This window comes from Aeromonas sp. BIGb0405, assembly GCF_024807335.1.
GTDB lineage: Bacteria > Pseudomonadota > Gammaproteobacteria > Enterobacterales > Aeromonadaceae > Aeromonas > Aeromonas rivuli.
In genome coordinates this window covers 18,380-39,582 of sequence record NZ_JANUEP010000018.1, presented here as the reverse complement: position 1 = coordinate 39,582, position 21,203 = coordinate 18,380, and the positions used below count along the sequence as shown (strand labels likewise).

Annotated in this window: 20 protein-coding genes and 1 tRNA gene; 17 read left to right on the top strand and 4 right to left on the bottom strand. The window is 60.8% G+C overall.

Annotated elements, in window-relative coordinates; genetic code table 11:
• Positions 1 to 17: 17 nt before the first annotated feature.
• Positions 18 to 93, top strand: a tRNA-Thr gene (locus M2366_RS19535).
• A gap of 65 nt (positions 94 to 158) precedes the next feature.
• On the opposite strand, the gene M2366_RS19530 is transcribed toward M2366_RS19535, so the two are convergent.
• Positions 159 to 362: a hypothetical protein gene (locus M2366_RS19530; protein ID WP_042039602.1), complete on the bottom strand. Its 204-nt coding sequence runs from the start codon at positions 360 to 362 to the stop codon at positions 159 to 161.
• A 149-nt stretch (positions 363 to 511) separates the two neighbouring features.
• On the opposite strand from M2366_RS19530, the gene M2366_RS19525 reads away from it, so the two are divergent.
• The 10 genes from M2366_RS19525 to hemB all read left to right on the top strand — a co-directional run bounded on the left by M2366_RS19525 (position 512) and on the right by hemB (position 8,805).
• Complete coding sequence (locus M2366_RS19525) at positions 512 to 1,777, top strand: cytosine deaminase (RefSeq protein WP_224431623.1); 1,266 nt, start codon at positions 512 to 514, stop codon at positions 1,775 to 1,777.
• Between the two features lie 86 nt (positions 1,778 to 1,863).
• Entirely contained in the window at positions 1,864 to 2,241 is a 378-nt protein-coding gene (gene crcB / locus M2366_RS19520; RefSeq protein ID WP_042039600.1) for a fluoride efflux transporter CrcB, read from the top strand.
• A 65-nt stretch (positions 2,242 to 2,306) separates the two neighbouring features.
• Positions 2,307 to 3,059 carry a bifunctional demethylmenaquinone methyltransferase/2-methoxy-6-polyprenyl-1,4-benzoquinol methylase UbiE gene (gene ubiE, locus M2366_RS19515; RefSeq protein WP_042039599.1) on the top strand — a complete coding sequence of 251 codons (753 nt, stop codon included), beginning with the start codon at positions 2,307 to 2,309 and terminating at the stop codon, positions 3,057 to 3,059.
• A 9-nt stretch (positions 3,060 to 3,068) separates the two neighbouring features.
• Positions 3,069 to 3,677: an SCP2 domain-containing protein gene (locus M2366_RS19510; RefSeq protein ID WP_259270460.1), complete on the top strand. Its 609-nt coding sequence runs from the start codon at positions 3,069 to 3,071 to the stop codon at positions 3,675 to 3,677.
• Positions 3,677 to 5,314, top strand: a complete 1,638-nt coding sequence (ubiB, locus tag M2366_RS19505) for a ubiquinone biosynthesis regulatory protein kinase UbiB (protein ID WP_042039597.1) — start codon at positions 3,677 to 3,679, stop codon at positions 5,312 to 5,314. Before M2366_RS19510 ends, ubiB begins: the two co-directional genes overlap by 1 nt.
• A 42-nt stretch (positions 5,315 to 5,356) precedes the next feature.
• A complete protein-coding gene (gene tatA, locus M2366_RS19500; RefSeq protein WP_005900501.1) occupies positions 5,357 to 5,602 on the top strand; it encodes a Sec-independent protein translocase subunit TatA in 246 nt (81 codons plus the stop codon).
• Between the two features lie 3 nt (positions 5,603 to 5,605).
• Positions 5,606 to 6,082, top strand: a complete 477-nt coding sequence (gene tatB / locus M2366_RS19495) for a Sec-independent protein translocase protein TatB (RefSeq protein ID WP_042039595.1) — start codon at positions 5,606 to 5,608, stop codon at positions 6,080 to 6,082.
• On the top strand, positions 6,079 to 6,831 hold the full coding sequence (gene tatC, locus M2366_RS19490; protein ID WP_042039594.1) for a twin-arginine translocase subunit TatC: 753 nt from the start codon (positions 6,079 to 6,081) through the stop codon (positions 6,829 to 6,831). The genes tatB and tatC overlap by 4 nt, the downstream gene beginning before the upstream one ends.
• A 165-nt stretch (positions 6,832 to 6,996) precedes the next feature.
• Complete coding sequence (locus M2366_RS19485) at positions 6,997 to 7,782, top strand: TatD family hydrolase (protein ID WP_042039604.1); 786 nt, start codon at positions 6,997 to 6,999, stop codon at positions 7,780 to 7,782.
• Positions 7,783 to 7,785: 3 nt separating this feature from the next.
• Entirely contained in the window at positions 7,786 to 8,805 is a 1,020-nt protein-coding gene (hemB, locus tag M2366_RS19480) for a porphobilinogen synthase (protein WP_042039593.1), read from the top strand.
• A 140-nt stretch (positions 8,806 to 8,945) separates the two neighbouring features.
• Here hemB and norR read toward each other — a convergent pair whose 3' ends face one another.
• The gene (gene norR, locus M2366_RS19475; protein ID WP_259270459.1) at positions 8,946 to 10,475 is read right to left on the bottom strand and encodes a nitric oxide reductase transcriptional regulator NorR; all 1,530 of its coding nucleotides are present in this window, start codon (positions 10,473 to 10,475) and stop codon (positions 8,946 to 8,948) included.
• 172 nt (positions 10,476 to 10,647) lie between these two features.
• Here norR and norV point away from each other — a divergent pair, with 172 nt between their 5' ends.
• The 5 genes from norV to M2366_RS19450 all read left to right on the top strand — a co-directional run bounded on the left by norV (position 10,648) and on the right by M2366_RS19450 (position 16,628).
• Positions 10,648 to 12,213 carry an anaerobic nitric oxide reductase flavorubredoxin gene (gene norV, locus M2366_RS19470; RefSeq protein ID WP_259270458.1) on the top strand — a complete coding sequence of 522 codons (1,566 nt, stop codon included), beginning with the start codon at positions 10,648 to 10,650 and terminating at the stop codon, positions 12,211 to 12,213.
• Positions 12,210 to 13,376 carry an NADH:flavorubredoxin reductase NorW gene (gene norW, locus M2366_RS19465; protein ID WP_259270457.1) on the top strand — a complete coding sequence of 389 codons (1,167 nt, stop codon included), beginning with the start codon at positions 12,210 to 12,212 and terminating at the stop codon, positions 13,374 to 13,376. Before norV ends, norW begins: the two co-directional genes overlap by 4 nt.
• A gap of 50 nt (positions 13,377 to 13,426) precedes the next feature.
• On the top strand, positions 13,427 to 13,765 hold the full coding sequence (locus tag M2366_RS19460) for a DUF1971 domain-containing protein (protein ID WP_259270456.1): 339 nt from the start codon (positions 13,427 to 13,429) through the stop codon (positions 13,763 to 13,765).
• Between the two features lie 142 nt (positions 13,766 to 13,907).
• Complete coding sequence (locus M2366_RS19455) at positions 13,908 to 15,125, top strand: 4Fe-4S binding protein (protein WP_259270455.1); 1,218 nt, start codon at positions 13,908 to 13,910, stop codon at positions 15,123 to 15,125.
• 291 nt (positions 15,126 to 15,416) lie between these two features.
• Positions 15,417 to 16,628, top strand: a complete 1,212-nt coding sequence (locus M2366_RS19450) for an aromatic amino acid transporter (protein WP_259270454.1) — start codon at positions 15,417 to 15,419, stop codon at positions 16,626 to 16,628.
• Between the two features lie 378 nt (positions 16,629 to 17,006).
• On the opposite strand, the gene M2366_RS19445 is transcribed toward M2366_RS19450, so the two are convergent.
• The gene (locus M2366_RS19445; protein WP_259270453.1) at positions 17,007 to 17,957 is read right to left on the bottom strand and encodes a transposase; all 951 of its coding nucleotides are present in this window, start codon (positions 17,955 to 17,957) and stop codon (positions 17,007 to 17,009) included.
• A 352-nt stretch (positions 17,958 to 18,309) separates the two neighbouring features.
• Here M2366_RS19445 and M2366_RS19440 point away from each other — a divergent pair, with 352 nt between their 5' ends.
• Positions 18,310 to 19,062 carry a hypothetical protein gene (locus M2366_RS19440; RefSeq protein ID WP_259270452.1) on the top strand — a complete coding sequence of 251 codons (753 nt, stop codon included), beginning with the start codon at positions 18,310 to 18,312 and terminating at the stop codon, positions 19,060 to 19,062.
• Between the two features lie 65 nt (positions 19,063 to 19,127).
• Here M2366_RS19440 and glyS read toward each other — a convergent pair whose 3' ends face one another.
• A complete protein-coding gene (glyS, locus tag M2366_RS19435; RefSeq protein ID WP_259270451.1) occupies positions 19,128 to 21,197 on the bottom strand; it encodes a glycine--tRNA ligase subunit beta in 2,070 nt (689 codons plus the stop codon).
• Positions 21,198 to 21,203 lie beyond the last annotated feature (6 nt).

Genomic DNA, 21,203 nt, shown 5'->3' with positions numbered 1-21,203 from the left:
TCTTTACCGGTTAGTGTGCTGATATGGCTCAGTTGGTAGAGCGCATCCTTGGTAAGGATGAGGTCCCCAGTTCGACTCTGGGTATCAGCACCAGTAAATTGAAAGGCCTTCCCAATCGGGAAGGCCTTTTTGCATTGACGATTTTGATGACCGGACCATCAATTCAACGAGATCGCCCTGGCATCCAGGTAGCACCTGACCTCGCCAGAAGGTGTTTTGGTGACCATGGCAGTCAACTTGTCTTCCCGCCGGTATTCCCAGTGGCTCTCTATGGCATCGAGTGGCGGCTTGCGGATCCCCAGACCCTGCAAATATTCGTTAAACAGGCCAATGCTGCCTATCTCTATCATTTTCTCTTTCATATTGTTCCGTCCGGCTTCTGGGGATCCCCATCTCAGTCATGTTAATGGTTCTCGTATGAACCACGCCTAATGGCTTCTCTCATTCGTTGATCCAAGTTAACTTGTTGTGAAATAAAGCCGATAGCATTCAGAGAATAGGGAGAGGCAGGATGTTGATCACCAATGTGAGGCTGGCGGGGCAGCAGGGTCTGTGGCAGATCCACTGCCAGAATGGATTGATCGAGAGTGTGACCCCCATGAATGGGATCAGGACGGATGATGACTGTCTGGATGGCGAGGGGGGGTTGGCCATGGCCCCCTTTATCGAGCCACACATCCATCTGGATACTACCCAGACCGCGGGTGAGCCGAGCTGGAACCAGTCCGGTACCCTGTTCGAGGGCATAGAGCGCTGGGCTGAGCGCAAGGCCCTGCTCACCCATGAGGATGTCAAAACCCGGGCCAGGCAGACGCTCAAATGGCAGATAGCGAATGGGATACAGTTCGTGCGCAGCCATGTGGACGTGTCGGATCCTGAGCTGATCGCCCTCAAGGCCATGCTGGAGCTGCGCGAAGAGATGAAACCCTGGGTCGAGTTGCAGCTTGTGGCCTTTCCCCAGGAGGGGATCCTCTCCTATCCCAACGGCAAGGGGCTGATGGAAGAGGCGATGGCCCTCGGTGCCGATGTGGTGGGCGCCATTCCCCATTTCGAATTTACCCGGGAGTACGGTATCGAGAGTCTGCATTATGCATTCGAGCTGGCGGAGCGATATAACGCCCTGATCGATGTACATTGCGACGAGATCGACGATGAACAGTCACGTTTCATCGAAACCCTGGCGACCCTGGCGCTGGAACGCGGTTGGGGGAAACGCGTCACCGCCAGCCATACTACTGCCATGCACTCTTATAACGGTGCTTATGCCTCCCGGCTGTTCCGCCTGCTACGCATGGCAGATATCAACTTCGTCGCCAATCCCCTGGTCAATATCCACCTGCAAGGGCGCTTCGACACTTACCCCAAGCGGCGTGGTATCACTCGGGTCAAGGAGATGCTGGAGGCAAATATCAATGTCTGCTTCGGCCACGACGATGTATTCGATCCCTGGTACCCCATGGGCACGGCCAACATGCTGCAGGTGCTGCACATGGGGCTGCATGTCTGCCAATTGATGGGGTATGAGCAGATCAACGATGGCTTGAAGTTGATCAGCAACCATAGCGCCCGTACCCTGCAGGTAGAGGATCGCTACGGTATCGAGGTCGGTAAGCCGGCCAACCTGCTGATCCTGCCCGCCGAGAACGGCTTCGATGCGGTGCGCCGTCAGGTGCCGGTACGCTACTCCATTCGTCATGGCAAGCTGATTGCCGAAACGACGCCTGCCAGGACTCACATTCATCTGACGCAACGCGAATTCATCGATTTTCGCCGCTGAGTTGAGGGAACATTAGGCCGACCATGACCCTGTCAACCACAGGGGATATTTTGCATAATGTCGGCTGAAACCCTTGGAGATTTACCATGCAAACCTGGTTATTTGTGGCCTGTGGTGGCGCCATCGGCGCCTGTCTGCGCTTTGGTATGACGGAGTTGATGGCCCTGCTACTGGGCCGCCATTTTCCCTACGGCACCCTGACCGTCAATGTGCTCGGCTCCTTCATCATGGGCATTGCCTTTGCCCTCATCAGCAATGGTCACGTGCTGGAACACCCTATGAAGCCGTTGCTGATGGTTGGCATACTGGGCGCCTTGACCACCTTCTCCTCCTTTGCGCTGGACACTGTGCTGCTGGCCCAGCAAGGTGCCTGGCTCAAGGCGGTGCTCAACATGGGGCTCAACCTCTTCCTCTGTCTGGCCATGGTGGTGCTGGGCATGCAGTTGGTCGGGAGCCGGGTTTAAGGTGTCCGGACGCTGGCGGCTCTGGTAAACTGGCGGCCATTGTTTGTTCTATGGGTGTTTGAGGGATGTCGGAACCGACTACAACTACGCATTTTGGCTTTAAAACCGTCGAGGCCAATGAGAAAGAGACGCTCGTGGCCGGGGTCTTCCATTCGGTGGCAGCCAAGTATGATGTGATGAACGATCTGATGTCGTTCGGCATTCACCGCCTGTGGAAGCGCTTCACCATTGATTGCTCCGGCGTGCGCCGTGGCCAGAAGGTGCTGGATCTGGCCGGTGGCACCGGCGATCTCACTGCCAAGTTCTCCCGCATCGTCGGTGAGACCGGGCAGGTGGTGCTGGCGGATATCAACGATTCCATGCTGAAAGTCGGTCGCGACAAGCTGCGCAATCTGGGGGTCGCCAACAATGTCTCCTTCGTGCAAGCCAATGCCGAGGCCCTGCCCTTCCCGGACAACCATTTCGATGTCATCACCATCGGCTTCGGCCTGCGTAATGTCACCGACAAGCAGAAGGCGCTGGCCTCCATGTTCCGGGTGCTCAAGCCGGGCGGTCGCCTGCTGGTACTGGAGTTCTCCAAACCGGAGAGTGAAGTGATCGCCAAGCTCTATGATCTCTACTCCTTCAAACTGCTGCCGAAAATGGGTGAGCTGGTTGCGAACGACGGCGAAAGCTACAAATACCTGGCGGAATCCATCCGCATGCACCCGGATCAGGAGACCCTCAAGGCAATGATGCTGGAGGCGGGCTTCGATCAGGTGGATTACTACAACCTCACCCAGGGCGTTGTCGCCCTGCACCGTGGTTACAAGTTCTAAGGGCCGAGTATGCCAATGGATGCCATGGTCACGGCCGTGATCGAAACCAGTCTCAACCAGCTGCTGCGCCTCGATGATCAGAGCCCGGAGCGGTTGCGCAAACTGAATGGCAAAGTGCTCAAGCTGGATCTGCGCGAGCTCAAGCCACTCTGGTTTATCTTCTCGGAGCGCCGTCTCGATGTGCTGGCTCAGCATGAAGGGGAGGCGGGTGCCGTGCTGAGCCTTTCCCTGAGCGCCCTGGGTCTGCTCAAAGACCCCTCCGCCCTGACCCGCTATATTCGCGAGGAGAAGCTGGACTTGCATGGGGATCCCCAGCTGGTGCAGGCCTTCAGTACTCTGCTTGGCGAACTCGATATCGATTGGGAAGAACAGCTCTCTCGCTACACCGGGGACGTGCTGGCGCACAGTCTGTTTCGCGGTGCCCATCAGGCGCGCAAGGCGATAGGGACCGAGCTGTGCCGCACTCAACGCCAGCTGGCAGAATATCTCACCGAAGAGGTTCGCCTCGCCCCGGGCCCGCTGGAAGTGGCCAGTTTCTCCGATGACGTCGATGCCCTGGCCCAGCGCCTCAAGGCCACCGAACTGCGTCTCGCCCGCCTCGAGCAACGGATCCCCTGATGACCCCCAAGGAGTTCAAACGTCTCTATCGCATCGTCGCCATCCTGCTTGAGCAGGGAATAGACGAGCTGGTGCCGGCCAAGTATCAACCCTGGCCTGGCCGCCTGGCCCGCCGCAGCCTGTTCTGGCTCAAGAATCGGCAGCAGGGCGAGAGTCGCGGCATGCGCATCCGCCTCGCCTTCGAGGCGCTCGGTCCCATCTTCATCAAGTTTGGCCAGATGTTGTCGACCCGGCGCGATCTGCTGCCCCCCGACATCGCCGAGGAGCTGGCGCTGCTGCAAGACAGGGTGCCCCCCTTCTGCGGCCAGCTGGCCCGTAGCCAGATAGAGCAGAGTCTGGGAGTGCCCATCGAGGCGCTGTTCGATGATTTCGACGAGACGCCACTGGCCTCCGCCTCCATCGCCCAGGTGCACACGGCCCGTCTCAAGGAGAATGGCCGCGAGATCGTCATCAAGGTGATCCGCCCCGACATAGAGCAGACCATCGAGGCCGATCTGCGGCTGATGACTGCCCTGGCCCGGCTGGTGTCCCGCTTTGCCCCCTCCAGCGCCCGGTTGCGGCCGGTCGAGGTGGTTGCCGAGTATCGCAAGACCATACTCGACGAGCTCAATCTGATGCGCGAGGCCGCCAACGCCATCCAGCTGCGCCGCAACTTCCTCGGCTCGGACGCCCTCTATGTGCCCGAGGTTTACTCCGAGCACTGCCGTGAGCAGGTGTTGGTAATGGAGCGCATCTACGGCATACCGGTTTCCGACATTGCCGCCCTGGAAGCGAACGGCACCAACATGAAGCTGCTGGCCGAGCGCGGTGTCGAGGTCTTCTTCACCCAGGTGTTTCGGGACAGCTTCTTCCACGCGGACATGCACCCCGGCAACATCTTCGTGGCTCGCGAGCACCCTGAAAACCCGCTCTGGATCGGCATAGATTGCGGCATAGTCGGCACCCTGAACAAGGAGGACAAACGCTATCTGGCCGAGAACTTCCTCGCCTTCTTCAACCGGGATTACCGCAAGGTGGCCGAGTTGCACGTGGAGTCAGGCTGGGTGCCTGCCGACACCAAGGTCGACGAGTTCGAGTTTGCCATCCGCACCGTGCTGGAACCCATCTTCGAGAAGCCCCTGTCCGAGATCTCGTTCGGCCATGTGCTGCTCAATCTGTTCAACACCGCCCGGCGTTTCAACATGCAGGTGCAGCCCCAGCTGGTGTTGCTGCAGAAAACCCTGCTCTATATCGAGGGCTTGGGGCGCCAGCTCTATCCCCAGCTCGACTTGTGGCAGACCGCCAAGCCTTTCCTGGAAAACTGGATGCGCGAACAGGTCGGCCCCAAGGCGGTCTGGAACGCGATCCGCGACAAGGCACCCTTCTGGGCCGAGAAGTTGCCCGAGCTGCCCGAGCTGGTTTACGAGACCCTGCGTCAGGCCCGCAGCCAACAACGTCAGTTTGATCATCTGTTTGTCGAATTTCGCAGTCATAGTCGTCGTCAGGGTCAGGCTCGCTATCTGCTTGGTACCGGCGCGGCGCTGCTGTTGGCCGGTGTATTCCTGATTACCGAACAACATATTGAATGGGGTCAAGTCTCTTTGGGTGCCAGTGGCGTATGCTGGCTGCTCGGTTGGCTCAAGGCCCGCTCACACTAATCACAATGCGCGCCTGACGGCGCCAATTTCGGAGAGAAAATCATGGGTGGAATCAGTATTTGGCAGTTGTTGATCATCGCGGCCATCGTGGTGTTGTTGTTTGGTACCAAGAAGTTGCGCGGCATTGGCGGCGATCTGGGCGCTGCGGTCAAGGGCTTCAAGAAAGCCATCTCTGACGAACCCGATGCCAAACCGGTGCAAAAAGATGCGGACTTCGATCCCAAGCAGCTGAATGAATCGGCCAAGCAGGATGAGAGCGCGAAGCAGAAAGACAAAGATCAGGCCTAAGCCATGTTCGATATCGGTTTTTGGGAACTGGTCGTGGTCGGCATCGTCGGCCTGCTGGTGCTGGGCCCTGAGCGGCTACCGGTGGCCATCCGTACCGTCAGCGGCTGGATCCGGGCGGTGCGCAGCACGGCCAATGCGGTCAAGTCCGAGTTGGCGCAAGAGCTCAAGCTGCAAGAGCTGCATAACGATCTCAAGAAGGCCGAGCAACTGCAGATGCGCAATCTGAGCCCGGAACTGCAAGAGTCCATCGACAAGCTGAAGGAGGCGGCCGAGTCGGTCACTCATCCCTACGCCAAGGCGGCGCCTTCGGAGGCAGCTATCGATGAGCCTGAGGCGCAGCCCGAGCCGGAAAACCGCATCTTGCCCGATGGCGCCGCCAGAGCGCAGCCCGTCAACGCACAGGCTGCCGAGCCGCAGCAACCTGTGGCCGCACCGGCCAAGGCTGCATCGCCGGATCTCAATGGGGAGGCCAAGCCATGAGCCAGACCGAACAGCCGTTGATCGCCCACCTGGTGGAGCTGAGGACCCGCTTGCTCCATGCCCTTGGCGCCATACTGCTGGTGTTTGTCTGCCTGGTCTATTTTTCGAACGATATCTACAAGTTCGTCTCTGAGCCACTGATAAGCCAGCTGCCTGCGGGCACCAGCATGATAGCGACCGATGTGGCGACCCCCTTCCTGACGCCCATCAAGCTGACCATAGTGGTCGCCTTCTTCATCACCATCCCCTATCTGCTCTACCAGGCCTGGGCCTTCATCGCCCCGGGCCTGTACAAGCATGAGCGGCGGCTCATCATGCCACTGGTCTGCTCCAGCGCCCTGCTGTTCTACTCGGGCATGGCGTTCGCCTACTACGTGGTGTTCCCGCTGGTGTTTGGCTTTTTCACCAGCACGGCGCCGGCCGGGGTGACCATTGCCACCGACATCGCCAACTACCTGGATTTCGTGCTGACGCTGTTCTTCGCGTTCGGGGTGGCGTTCGAGATCCCGGTTGCGACCATATTGCTGTGCTGGACCGGGGTCACCACCCCGGAGAGCCTCAAGGCCAAGCGTCCCTATGTGGTGGTGACAGTGTTCGTCATCGGCATGTTGCTGACGCCGCCGGATGTCTTCTCCCAGACACTGCTCGCCATTCCCATGTGGATGCTGTTCGAGGTCGGGGTCTTCTTCGCGCGTTTCTATACCCGCAAGGAGCCACTGGCCGACGAGGAGACCGAAGAGGGGGGCTGAGCCCCCCTCTCTTTTTGCGCCTTGCCAGCGCAAGCCGGGGCGGTGGCTTGCCAGAAGGGAGGGTACAGGCTGAATGCCCGTTGGGGCATCGGCCCTTTTCATGGTCGGTCGCGGGGAGTATGGTAGTGGCCCTTGATGGCTTTCATCTGCATTTTTGAAGACTCCATGATAGACATAGGCATTAACCTCACCAGCCCCCAGTTTGCGGGGGAGCAGGACGAGCTGGTCGAGCGCGCCCGCGCCGCCGGACTCAGCGCACTGATCCTGACCGGTACCGACCTGGCGGGCAGCCAGGAGAGCGCCACCTTGGCCAGCCGCTGGCCCGGCTACTGTTTCTCGACCGCGGGGGTGCATCCCCATGATGCCAAGTCGGTGGACGAGCAGACCCTGGCCGCCTTGCGTGAGCTGGCGGCCCTGCCTCAGGTGGTTGCCATCGGTGAGTGCGGCCTGGACTACAATCGCGACTTCTCGCCGCGCCCCGTGCAAGATGCCGTGTTCGAGGCCCAGCTTGCCCTGGCCGCCGAGCTGCACATGCCGGTGTTCCTGCACTGCCGCGATGCCCACGCCCGTTTCATCGAGATCTTGAGTCCCTGGCTCCCCAAGCTGCCGGGGGCCGTGCTGCACTGTTTCACCGGCTCCGATGCGGAGCTCGATGAGTGCCTGGCCCTGGGGCTGCACATCGGCGTCACCGGCTGGATCTGCGACGAGCGACGGGGTCTCTTGCTGCGCGAGCAGGTGGCTCGCATTCCGGCGGGCCGGCTGATGATAGAGACGGATGCCCCCTATCTGGTGCCCCGGGATCTCAAGCCGCGTCCCAAACGCAACGAACCCGCTTTTTTGCCGCACATCGCCAAGGTGGTGGCGGCTTGCCGCGCGGAAGCGCCCGAGGCCTTGCTGGCCCATACCCGGGCCACTTCTGCCGCGTTTTTCCAACTGCCAATCCAGGAGTGACTCATGGCCACAACTCTTCCAGGTGCCTTCCCGGGCCGCCGCCTGCGCCGGGCGCGCAAGCAGGATTTCAGCCGCCGTCTGATGCGTGAGAATCACCTCACGGTCGATGATCTCATCTATCCGGTGTTCGTGCTGGAAGGTGAGGGCCAACGTGAAGCCGTGGTTTCCATGCCGGGGGTGGATCGCCTCTCCATCGATCTGCTGCTGATTGAGGCCGCCGAGCTGGTTGCCCTGGGGGTGCCCGCCATCGCCCTGTTCCCGGTGACGCCGCTTGGCAAGAAGAGCCTGCTGGCCGAGGAAGCGTACAACCCGGATGCCCTGGCCCAGCGCGCTACTCGCGCCCTCAAGGCGGCTTTCCCCGAGCTTGGGGTCATCACGGATGTGGCGCTGGATCCCTTCACCACCCATGGTCAGGATGGCATCATTGATGGCGACGGCTATGTGATGAACGACATCACCACCGAGATCCTGGTCAAGCAGGCGCTCTCCCATGCGCAGGCGGGGGCCGACATGGTGGCGCCGTCCGACATGATGGATGGCCGCATTGGCGCCATTCGTGCGGCACTGGAGGAGCACGGCTTCGTGCACACCCAGATCATGGCGTACTCCGCCAAGTACGCCTCCAGCTACTATGGCCCCTTCCGGGATGCGGTTGGCTCGGCCAGCAATCTGGGCAAGAGCAACAAGGCCAGCTATCAGATGGATCCGGCCAACGGTGACGAGGCCCTGCACGAGGTGGCCCTGGACATCCAGGAGGGGGCAGACAGCGTCATGGTCAAACCCGGCATGCCCTATCTGGACGTGATCCGCCGGGTCAAGGATCAGTTCGGCGTGCCGACTTACGCCTATCAGGTGAGTGGCGAGTATGCCATGCACATGGCCGCCATCCAGAACGGCTGGCTCAAGGAGCGGGAGACCGTCATGGAGTCCCTGCTCTGCTTCAAGCGGGCCGGTGCTGATGGCATTCTCACCTACTTCGCCAAGCGGGTTGCCCAATGGCTGAAGGAAGATGCCCGGCGCTGATGGCGGCTTGCGGCTTGCAACAACGGCTCCCTCGGGAGCCGTTGTTATATCTGCATCTTGCGACTCGCTGCGCCGGGTTGGCCTGCGAGCATGTCCTTATCCCACACTTCCCCGGCGGCGAGGGGGGTTATGGGCAACTCTCAGGGCTTGAGGCCGAGCCGTCTGGCGAGCCGGTGCAGGTTGCCGCCGTCCATCTCCAGCGCGCGGGCGGTGGCGGCCCAGTTGCCGTCCTGGGCCGCCAGGGTCTGCTCGAGCAGCCTGAGCTGGAAGGCGTCGGTGGCGGCGCGCAGCCCCAGGCCGGCCGGTTGCGGCAGGGCCGGCGCCTCGGCCATCTCGATCTGGGCCGGGGACGAACCGGCTCCGATCAGGTTGAAGTGGTGGTTGGCGAGGGTCGGCGTCTGGCTGCCCTGCTCGGCGCGGGCCAGCACGGCGGCGCGGTGGATGGCGTGTTCCAGCTCCCGCACGTTGCCCGGCCAGTCGTGGCGATCGAGCAGTTGCAGCGTCTGGGGCTGGATGCGCAGCCGCTCCAGCCCCAGGCTGACCCGGCAGCGTTCGCAAAAATAACCGGCCAGCAGCGGAATGTCGCCGGGGCGTTCGCGCAGCGCCGGGGCGTGGATCGGGAACACGCTCAGCCGGTGATAGAGATCGGCCCTGAACAGCCCCTCCACCACCGCCTGCTTCAGATCCCTATTGGTGGCGGCCAGGATGCGCACATTGACCTTGAGCGGGGTGTCGTCACCGATCCGCTGCAGATCGCCGTATTGCAGCACCCGCAGCAGCTTGGCCTGCAGCGACAGGGAGAGCTCGCCGATCTCGTCGAGAAACAGGGTGCCTCGGTCGGCCAGTTCGAACTTGCCCGCCCTGTGGTGAATGGCGCCGGTGAAGGCCCCCTTCACGTGGCCGAACAGCTCGCTCTCCGCCACCGATTCCGGCAGGGCGGCGCAGTTGAGGTAGACCAGCGGCGCCTTGGCGCGCAGGGAGCCCTGATGCACCGCCTTGGCGATCAGCTCCTTGCCGACCCCCGTCTCCCCCAGGATCAACACGTTCAGCTCCGAGTTCGCCACCACATCGATCTCGTGGCGCAGCCGGGCCATGGCGGGGGAGTGACCGATCATCTCCGGCTGCCCCTGGCTGGTATGGGGGGAGGGGGTCAGCGGCTCGCTGCTCTGGCGGGCGAGCCGCTCCAGCAGCAGGGCATTGCTGAGGGCGGCGGCGGCCAGGGCCCCCACCAGCCGCAGCTCCTCGTCGCTGATGCCGTCGAACTGGGCCGGGTTCATGCCGTCTATGGTCAGGGCGCCGATCAGCGCCTGATCTGAAAACAGCGGCAGGCCGACGCAGGCGTGCACCCTGAAGTCGTCGTGATCCGGGATCAGGCCGTCATAGGGGTCGGGCAGCTGGCTGTCGGCGGGGAAGCGCACCACGTCGCCAGCGCGGGCTATGGCCTCCATGCGCGGGTGATCCTTGAGCGCGAAGCGGCGGCCCAGCACGTCCTGCATCAGGCCGTCGATGGCCAGCGGGATGAACTGCCCCCCCTCGTAGCGCAGCAGGGCCGAGGCATCGGAGTGCAGCAGGCTGCGCACGCTCTGGATCAGGCGGTGAAAGCGGTCCTGGTGGGAGATGCCGAGTTGCAGATCGAGGGCGATGCGCGCCAGGCTGTCGGTCGAGATCACGAGGTATTGTCCAAATGACAGTGGTGTTGTGATTTTGACTATATTCGCTGGCTGTCTTAATGACAATGACTGTTATTAGTAGCCATTAAAAACAATGAGTTATGAGTTGGCACGTCAACTGCAATAGCGAGTTCAGTCGAACATTCGCTATGGCATTCTGAGGAACCACCGCATGAGCATTCACGTCAAAAACAACATCCACTGGGTCGGCCAACGGGACTGGGAGGTGCGCGACTTTCACGGCACCGAGTACAAGACCCACAAGGGCACCAGCTACAACAGCTACCTCATCCGCGAAGGGAAGAACGTGCTGATCGACACCGTCGATCACAAGTTCAGCCGCGAGTTCGTGCAGAACCTGGCGGCGGAGATCGATCTCGCCAGTATCGACTATGTGGTGATCAACCACGCCGAGGAGGATCACGCCGGCGCCCTGACCGAGCTGATGGCCCGCATCCCGGGTACCCCCATCTACTGCACCCACAACGCCATCGACTCGATCACCGGTCACCACCACCATCCTGAGTGGAACTTCCAGCCGGTCAAGACCGGCGACAGCCTAGACATAGGCAACGGCAAGCAGCTGGTGTTTATCGAGACCCCCATGCTGCACTGGCCCGACAGCATGATGACCTATATGACGGAGGATGCAGTGTTGTTCTCCAACGACGCCTTCGGCCAGCACTACTGCGACGAGCACCTGTTCAACGACGAGGTGGATCAGACCGAGCTGATGGAGCAGTGCCAGCGCTACTACGCCAACATCCTCACCCCCTTCAGCCCGCTGGTGACCGCCAAGATCAAGGAGGTGCTGGGCTTCAACCTGCCGGTGAGCATGGTGGCCACCTCCCACGGCATCGTCTGGCGCGAGGATCCCACCCAGATCATCCTCAAATACCTGGAGTGGGCGGATCACTACCAGGAGGATCGCATCACCCTGTTCTACGACTCCATGTCCAACAACACCCGCATGATGGCCGACGCCATCGCCCAGGGCATCCACGAGGTGGACCCAGGGGTGGCGGTGAAGATCTACAACGTGGCGCGCCACGACAAGAACGAGATCCTGACCCAGGTGTTCCGCTCCAAGGGAGTGCTGGTGGGCTCTTCCACCATGAACAACGTCATGATGCCCAAGGTGGCGGGCATGCTCGAAGAGATCACCGGCCTGCGCTTCAGAAACAAGCGCGCCTCGGCTTTCGGCAGCTACGGCTGGACCGGCGGCGCCGTGGACCGGATCCAGACCCGGCTGATGGATGCGGGCTTCGACATCAGCCTCTCCCTCAAGGCCAAGTGGCGGCCGGATGGCTCGGCGCTGGCCCTGTGCCGCGAGCACGGTCGCCAGCTCGCCCGCCAGTGGGCGCTGCATCCGCTGGAAGCGCCCCGTCCGATCATCACAACTAGCGCCGCAGCGGCTCCGGTAGTTGAGGTAGGAGTTGTGGTTGAGATGAGTGTCCCAGCTTCTGCTGGTGTGGTTGAGGTGGGTGTCCCCGCTTTTTCTGGTGCGATGGAGCTCCCGGTATCTCGCGGCGTGGCCCCGATCACCTGCGAGCAGGACGATGACCAACCCATGCTCTGCACCGTCTGCCAGTGGATCTATGACCCGGCCCTCGGTGAGCCGGATCAGCTGGTGGCGCCGGGCACCCCCTGGGCCCGAGTCCCAGACAGCTTCCTCTGCCCCGGCTGCGGCATCGGCAAGGAGGTATTCGAGCCCTGCGCGGTGGAGGCCTGTGTATGAAGGCTGCGACTCTGAGTGAGGCCGGTGTCAGCCGGGAGATATTGGTGATCGGCAGCGGCTTCGCTGCCCAGCAACTGGTCAAAAGCCTGCGCAAGCTGGATGCCGAGCAGCCCATTCGTCTCATCACAGCCGACAGCGGCGACGAGTACAACAAGCCGGATCTCAGCCACGTGGTGAGCCGAGGTTGTACCGCCGCGGCCATGACCCGGCTGAGCGGCAGCGACTTTGCCGAGCAGCAGCGCATCGCGTTGGTGCCCCATTGTCCCGTGCTTGGCATCGATCCCGCTCGTCGTATTGTGATGACCGGGCAGGGGGAGTTTGCCTATGGTCAGCTGGTGCTGGCCACCGGCGCCAGTGCGGCCCGCCCCGACCTGCCTGGCAGTGAGCAGCTGGTGACCCTCAACAGCCAGCAGGAGTACGCCGCTGCCGAGGGGTCAATCCAGCAGGCCCGCCGCATCATGGTGCTGGGGGCAGGACTGATTGGCTGCGAGCTGGCGATGGACATGGCGAGCGATGGTCGCGAGGTCACTCTGGTGGATCTGGCCGACAGCCCCCTCGGCAGCCTGCTGCCCGCCACCCTGACCCAGCCGTTGCAACAGGCGCTGCGCTGCCAGGGGGTCAGCCTGCAATTCGGGACAGGTATTGCCAGAGTGGACGCCCAGCCCGGTGACGGCTGGCGCGTCACCCTGACCGATGGCCGCACCAGCGAGCAGGATCTGGTGATCGCCGCCATTGGCCTGAAGCCGAATCTGGCCCTGGCCCAAGCCGCCGGGCTCGCGGTCGAGCGCGGCATCCGGGTCGATGACCTGCTATGCACCAGCGACCCCCATATCTTCGCGCTGGGGGATTGCGTGCAGTGGCGGGGTCAGCTGCTTCCCTTCCTGCAACCCATCGTGCTGGGGGCCAACGCCCTGGCCAAGACCCTGCTCGGCACGCCGACCGCGCTGACCCTGCCCCCCATGCTGGTGAAGGTGAAGACGCCGCTCTACCCGCTGCAACTGGCAGGCCGCACCCAGGGCGAGGATCTCGCCTGGCAATGCCGCTGGAACCGCCAGGGTATGGTAGCCGAGGCCCACGGTGCCGATGGCGAGCTGTGCGGCTTCGTGGTGGGGGGCGATCAGATGAGCGCCGCCTTCCCGCTGCTGCGCCAGCTGCCCCGCTGATCCGTCAACTATTCAAGGCCGGGCAGACCGGCCATTCGAGGAGAATTACCATGTCCATGCAGCTTATTCCCACCCATTGGGTCGTTCGTCGCTCCACTCCTTTCTTCACCCGCGCCAACGTGCCTCAGGCCCTGCTCAGCCACCACAACACGGCGGCCGGGGTGTTCGGCCAGCTCTGCGTGATGGAGGGCACAGTCACCTATCACGGCTTTGCCGACGAACAGGCCGAAGAGCCGGAGCTGAGCCTGGTGATCCGGGCCGGGGAGTTTGCCACCAGCCCGCCCCAGTACTGGCACAGGGTCGAGCTGTCGGAAGATGCCCGCTTCAATATCCACTTCTGGGCCGAGCAGGGTTTGTCGGATCAGCCCCTGTTCAACAGCCGAAAATAATAAGGTTCAACAGCCGCAAGGGGTGAGCGTCGGTGGGAGCCATCCTGATGAATGCCTCCCTCTGCCCATGCAGATCAAAATAATCAACTCAGGTGTTAGTTATCCTGCCCCCTTATCCGAATGAGTGCTGTGAGGGAGATGCATGAGCCTGATTGAAGCGATGACCATGGTGGCTGGCCTGGTCTATCTGGTGCTGCTGGCGTGGCAGGCGCGATCGGGCTGGCAGTGGCGTCTTGCCCTCGGCCTGCTTGCCCTTGTCTGGTTGCTGGCGGCGGACTGCCTGCTCTGGCTCGCGCTGGGGCTGGTGGTCGTTCCCCTCGCCCTGTGGCACAGATACAGGTCGCTGCCAGCACTCGGCGAGATCAACAGCCAGTCGCTGCGGGCCCAGGCCCGCCATCTGCTGCTGCTCTGCTGGGGGCTGGTGACTGTGCAGTACGGCGTCCATATCTGGCAGCTGGGGCAGGGGATCCCCCCCTGGCTGGTGCGTCCGGATGTGGTGGACGGCTTCCTGCCCATCGCAGGCGGGCTGGGGCTGCGGGCCTGGCTCGGGCAGGGGCTGGTGGATCCCCACCATCCGGCGGCCACCGTCACCGTGCTGGTGCTCTGCCTGTCGGCCCTGCTGCTGGGACGGGCGTTCTGCGCCTGGTTCTGCCCGCTAGGGCTGGTGGGTGAGTGGCTGCACCCACTGCGTACTCGCCTGTTGCCGGGGGAGTGGGTGCCGCCCCGCTGGCTGGATTGGCTGCTGCGGGCCCAGAAGTTTCTGGTGCTCGGTTTCCTGCTCTTCATCATATTGCTGGCGGTACCCGCCGCCGCCCTGCCCGGCTACCTCGCCAGCCCCTACCATCAGGCCGCTGACATGAAGATGGGGGCCTTCTTCTTCAACCTGACCCTGATTTCGGGCCTCTGCCTCGGCTGGGTGCTGCTGCTCACTGTTGCCTTCCGACAGGGATTCTGTCGCTACCTCTGCCCCTACGGCGCCTGGCTCTCTTTACTCGGTCTGCTGACACCGCTGCGCATTCGCCGTGACCCGGCCCGCTGCCTGCGAAGTGCTGGCCATGACTGCGACAGGTGCAGCCGGGCCTGCCCGTCCCGCATCCAGGTGCACCAGCTGATCGCGGTGCAGAGCCTCGAGTGCAGCAGCTGCCTGAGCTGCGTCGCCGCCTGCCCCAAAAGCGCCGATGCACTGTACCTGGGCAGCAAGGCACGCAGGCTGGAGCCCCAGTGGCTGCTGGGTCTGCTCTGCCTGTTGCTGCTGGTGTTGCCGCTGCTCGCTTACGGCCTGCTGGAGTTCTGGGTCAGCCAGACGCCGCTCGCCGACCGCTACGAGTTGCTGCAAATGCTGCCACAACTGGTCCATTGAGCGTCGATGGGCCAGTCGCAGCTAACCGCCCTGTGCGGAGAGCCTGATTGCCGGAGGATGCACCCGCATTTGATACCTGAGGGGTAGCAAGGTAAAGTCCCTTCCCCGACATGATGGCCCTGCTGCCATGTCGGGCCGGTAGCTAGCCCTGGTCGCGCCTTGCTTCGCTTTCGAAGCAGCAAGCGCCGGGCGCCGGCAGCATAGATGAGCGCGATCTACCATGACAACCGGCGTAGCAAATGCAACGGTCCGCGGTCGCGATCAGATCAACAATCGTCTTTGGAGAAGTAAATGGGACAGAAACCATCTTTGGTGGGCGGGGCATGTATCATTGCCGGCGTCTGTGTGGGAGCTGGCATGCTGGGGCTGCCGAGTGCCGGGGCGGGCGCCTGGACCATCTGGTCCATCCTGGCCATTGCCCTGACCATGGTGGTGATGACCATCTCCGGCTGGCTGCTGCTCGAATCCTATCAGGGCTATCCGCTGCGCGTCTCCTTCGATACCGTGACCCGAGAGTTGCTGGGGGACAAGGTCAATGCCTTGAACAACCTCACCGTTTACTTCGTCGGCGGCATATTGCTTTACGCCTACATCACCTCGGCGGGGCTCATCATCGACGGCATGACCGGCATCGGCAGCCAGTGGGCCTCCATACTGTTCACCCTCTGCTTCTCGCTGCTGGTGTGGCATTCGACCCGGGCGGTGGATCGCATCTCAGTGGTGCTGGTCATCTCCATGGGGCTGAGCTTCGTGTTCGGCATTTCGGGTCTGTCCCTCAACATCAAGCCGACCCTGCTGTTCGATACCCTGAGCCAGCACGCCAGCTATGCACCCTATGCGCTGGCCATGCTGCCGGTGGCACTGACCTCGTTCGGTTATCACCATTCGGTCTCCTCCATGCGCGCCTACTACGGTGAGGAGCGCCGCGCCCGTTACGCCATCCTCGGTGGCACCGCCATCGCGCTGCTGTTCTACCTGGTCTGGCTGGTGAGCGTGTTCGGTAACCTGCCGCGCAGCGAGTTCGGCCCCGTGGTGGCACAAGGGGGCAACGTCGATGTGCTGCTCAAGGCGTTGGCCTCGGTCATCGAGTCTGAGGCGGTGGCCAACGCCCTCAACCTCTTCTCCATGGCCGCCATCCTCTCCTCCTTCATCGGAGTGGGCCTGGGGGTGTTTGACTATCTGGCGGATCTGTTCAAGTTCGACAACAGTCGTCAGGGCCGTGCCAAGTCCTGGGGTGTGACCTTCCTGCCGCCGCTGCTGCTCTCCCTGCTGTTCCCGTTCGGCTTCCTGATGGCCATCGGCTATGCCGGTGCCGTGGCGACCCTCTGGACCTGCATCATTCCGGCGCTGCTGGCCTGGAAGGTGCGCAAGAGTGGCAAGAGCGACGGTTTTCGGGTGCCGGGTGGCTTGCCGGTGATAGCGGGGGTCTTCCTGTTCGGTGTGTTGACCGCGCTGTTCCACCTGCTCAACATGGCGGGATTGCTGCCGGTCTATACCGGCTGACTCGATCAGTTCCGACGTCATCGGTTGGGATGCAGTAAAACGGCGCCTTGGGGCGCCGTTTTTATGCTGAAGTGCCATCGTCTGGCGTTTCAATCAGGACACCCACCTTTGAGGAGTACACATAACACGGACGTTTTAATCAGGACACCCACCTTTGATTGAGGAGTACACATAGCACGGAAGGGACCATTCACACTTTGGCGTATTCAGGGTCTGAAACGCATGCAGCAGCATAGTGGGATCCCGCCATGGGCCATGGTGAGGGTCAGGTGGCTATAGATGAGGGTGCTTCAACCTAGCGGTCAGTATTTATGACACGTAAGAGCCTGTTCCTCTAATCAAAAAGGACTGTGGCACGCTAGCGCAGACCCACAGGTATTAAAGATGAGGTTGGTGACATCGCGTCTGGCCACAGTGGGCGGCGTAGCGCTGGCAACAAACCTTGTCGCCAATCGCCCGGATACCCTGGCGCCGAAACAGGGTGACGTGCCCCAGCCACTGTTCCTCGTTCATGCCCAGGCGCTGGAGTACAGGTACGAGATGATGCGGGATATGGCCACGCTTATCCAGGCGAATGGCTCGTCCTGTCCAATCTACGAAAGCCAGGTAATCAGCAAAACTGCAGGGGAGTGTCTCAGGCTTTCCTTCTCTTGCAAAAGGCAGCAGCAAGGGGGTCTGTGTGGCTAGATCAGCTGTTTGCTCGATGCGTTGCTGGATGCTGGTGAAATCGCTCTCTTCCGGTGTGGCGGCGATACCTGCCCGTATGGGATTGAGGTCAACATAGGTCATGCAGGCCAGCAGCGCCGACTCGGTGAGCAGGGCCTGACTCTTGAAGCGTCCTTCCCAGAAGTGACCCTTGCAGCCATCTTCCTGATTGGCCTGGCGGGCCAGCGACTCGTTTAGCAAGCGCGCCAGCCAGCTGATGGAATAGAGACGATCCCGCCACTGGGTTATCAGCTGATGCACTACCTCCAGCTCGGGTGCTATCAGTTCCTCCCCCTGATACCAGCGACGTACCAGCATGGGCCACTGAAACAGACGGGACCAGCGCTCCGCCACCTCCCGCTCACTCCACTCATTAGCCATGTTGGCCTGCACCTTGAGTACCAGATGATAGTGATTGCTCATCACGGCATAGGCGCAGATGCCGATGGCAAAGACCTGCGACAGCTGGCCCAGCTTGTCGGCAACCCATTGGCGTCTGTGCTCGTAGCTTTGGCCTGAGTGATCATCCTGGCCGCAAAGAAAGGCGCGCCGGACACAGCGGCTGACCACGTGGTAGTAAGGCGTATCGGCGAGGCTGATCTGGCGTGAACGGGCTATGGTCATGGCGGCTCTCTCCTCGGGTCTCACGGTTTAAGGAAAGTGGAGGGGGAGTGAGTTGTCAACGCAGGGATTAGGTGGGTGTCTCAGCTTTTCCCCGTCAAAGCAGGGATTGGGTGGGTGTCCCAGTTTTTCGCTCTCCTTGGGTCTGACAATTTAAGGAAAGTGGAGTGGGAGTGAGTTGTCAAAGCTGAGGCTAGGTGGGTGTCCTAGCTTTTCGTTTGGGATTAGGTGGGTGTCCCAGCTTTTGCCAATTGTTCGATTACGCTTCGCTAATCGAACCTACGGCCCTGATAATTCTTCGCTAATTGAGTCTGTGGCTTTATTATTAGTAATGCTAAGGTATGGAGTGAAGTCTATGGGAAAGCGAAATTTCATTATTATTATATTTAGTGTGTTGATTTTGGTTAGTGCTCCATTATTTCTCTATATCTATATATTTGCACCAATATCACACTATTCATTCTCTACATCTGATCAAGCGTGGTCGAATTTTGGTAGTTTTATTGGTGGCACAATAGGAACTATTTTTTCTTTTTTGACATTCCTTGGAGCCGCGTTTGCAGTTTACTATCAAAAGAAGCAATTAGATGTACAAAAAGCCACAATGAAATTAGAGGAAATTCATAGTTTGCTTTCTAGGATTTCTGAACGATTAGATGTGTTAATTTATACTAGTCCGCAGTTGTACCCTCATCAATATATAGAATTAAATGAGCTTGACCCCAAAATGAAAGCTTATATAGACGGTAGCTTTATTAGCATATTGGCAGCGTTGGGTACGTTCTCACTGAGCAAGAAGTATAACAAAAATCTTAATGTCTCTGACTCAAATATACCAGATGGTTTTATATCTAGCCTTTTACAACAAAGTGCCTCATTAATAAACATTGAGTTAAATGCTTATGGCCATTTGTTATCTATATATAAAAATAATAATGGGGATCATGAGCTTGTTGAATTTTATGAAAGCAAGTATTCAGCGTTAATTTGTTGGTTAAATGTAATTGGATTACTCAACGCTCCATTCATTAATGATCATGTTGACTTTAGTGTATTAGAGAATGTCCTCGTAGGTAATAATTTCAAAGATTATTCATCTTCTATTTAGATTTTATGTTTTTATAAAAACGGCGCCTCGCGGCGCCGTTTTTTATATCACTTACTGAACCAACATCACTGCAGCAGCGAGATATCCGCCACTTGAAGGAACAGGTTGCGCAGGTTGTTCAGCAGCGCCAGACGGTTGGCCTTGAGGGCCTCGTCTTCTGCCATCACCATCACCTCGTTGAAGAAGGTGTCGACCGGCTCGCGCAGGGCGGCCAGACGGGTGAGGGCAGCCTGATAGTCACCGGCGGCAAACAGCGGGGCCAGTTCGGATTGCAGTGCTGCAACCTGGGTGGCCAGCGCCTTCTCGGCGGCATCGACCAGCAGTTCCGGCTTGACGACGGTCGGCAACTCGCCTTCCACCTTGGCCAGAATGTTGCTCACGCGCTTGTTGGCGGCGGCCAGGGCCAGGGCGGCATCCAGGCTGCGGAAGTGGCTGACGGCCTTGACCCGGCGATCGAAGTCCAGCGGGCGGGTCGGGCGGCGGGCCAGTACGGCCAGCACAACATCGGCACCTATGCCTTCGTCCTGATAGGCGGCGCGGAAGCGGCCCAGCATAAAGTCGACCACGTCGGTAACGACGGTGTTGTTGGTCAGCTTGTCGCCGTAGACGCGTACCGCTTCTTCCACCAGTTCAACCAGATCCAGATCCAGCTGCTTCTCGGTCATGATGCGCAGGGCACCGATGGCGGCGCGGCGCAGGGCGAAGGGATCCTTGTCACCTTTGGGCAGCATGCCGATGCCGAAGATACCGGCCAGGGTGTCGAGCTTGTCGGCCAGCGCCACGGCGCAGGCTTCCAGCGCGGACGGCAGGGCATCACCGGCGAAGCGCGGCATGTATTGCTCATTCAGGGCCACGGCCACCACGTCGTCTTCGCCGTCGTGACGGGCGTAGTGCATCCCCATGACACCCTGGGTGCTGGCGAACTCGCCGACCATGTTGGTCATGAGATCACACTTGGAGAGCAGGCCGGCGCGCTTGGCCTGAGCCACGTTGGCGCCGATGCGCTCGGCGATGAAGCCGGCGACGGTCTCGATGCGCTCGACCTTGGCCTTGACTGTGCCCAGCTGTTGCTGGAACAGCACGGTCTCGAGGCGCGGCAGGCGGGAGGCCAGGCTCTGCTTCAGATCGGTCTTGAAGAAGAACTCGGCGTCAGACAGACGGGGGCGCACCACCTTCTCGTTGCCGCTGATGATCTGGTTCGGGTCCTTGGACTCGATGTTGGTGACGAAGATGAATTTGGGCAGCAGCTTGCCGCTCTTGTCGTAGACCGGGAAGTACTTCTGGTCACCCTTCATGGTGTGCACCAGCGCCTCGGCCGGCACCGCCAGGAACTTCTCTTCGAAGTTGGCGGTCAGCACCACAGGCCATTCGACCAGGGCGGTGACTTCTTCCAGCAGGGCGTCGTCCAGATCGGCGACGCCACCGAAGGCGGCGGCAGCCGCTTCGACGTCAGCCTTGATCTTGGCCTTGCGGGCCATAAAGTCGGCCATCACCATGCCGCGTTCCAGCAGGATCTGCGGGTACTGGCCGGCGTTGTCGATGGTGAATTCACTTTCGCCCATAAAGCGGTGACCGCGAATGGTGCGGGCGGAGTCGATACCCAGAATGTGAGCGGGCACCAGATCTCCATCCAGCAGCAGGGTCACGGTGAACACCGGACGCACGAACTGGATGGTCTTGTCGCCCCAGCGCATCATTTTCGGGATGGGCAGCTTGGCCAGTGCTTGGCTAACCAGTTCGCCCAGCAGATCTTTGGCCGGACGGCCTTCGACCTTGGCGGTGTGAACCAGCCACTCACCCTTGTCGGTGACCAGACGCTCGGCCTGTTCAACCGTGATGCCGTTGCCACGGGCCCAGCCTTCGGCAGCCTTGGTCGGCTTGCCATCGGCATCGAACGCCTGGGAGACGGCCGGGCCGCGCTTCTCGACGCTCTTGCTCGGCTGCTCGCTGGCCAGGTTGCTCACCTTGAGGGCCAGACGGCGCGGTGAGGCGAACCACTCGACGTCGCCGAAGGCCAGATCGGCCTTGGTCAGCTCAGCTTTGAAGTTGTCGGCAAAGGCTTCGGCCAGGGAGCGAAGGGCCTTGGGTGGCAGCTCAGCTGTGCCGATCTCTACCAGAAATGTATGTTGTGCCATGTCCGT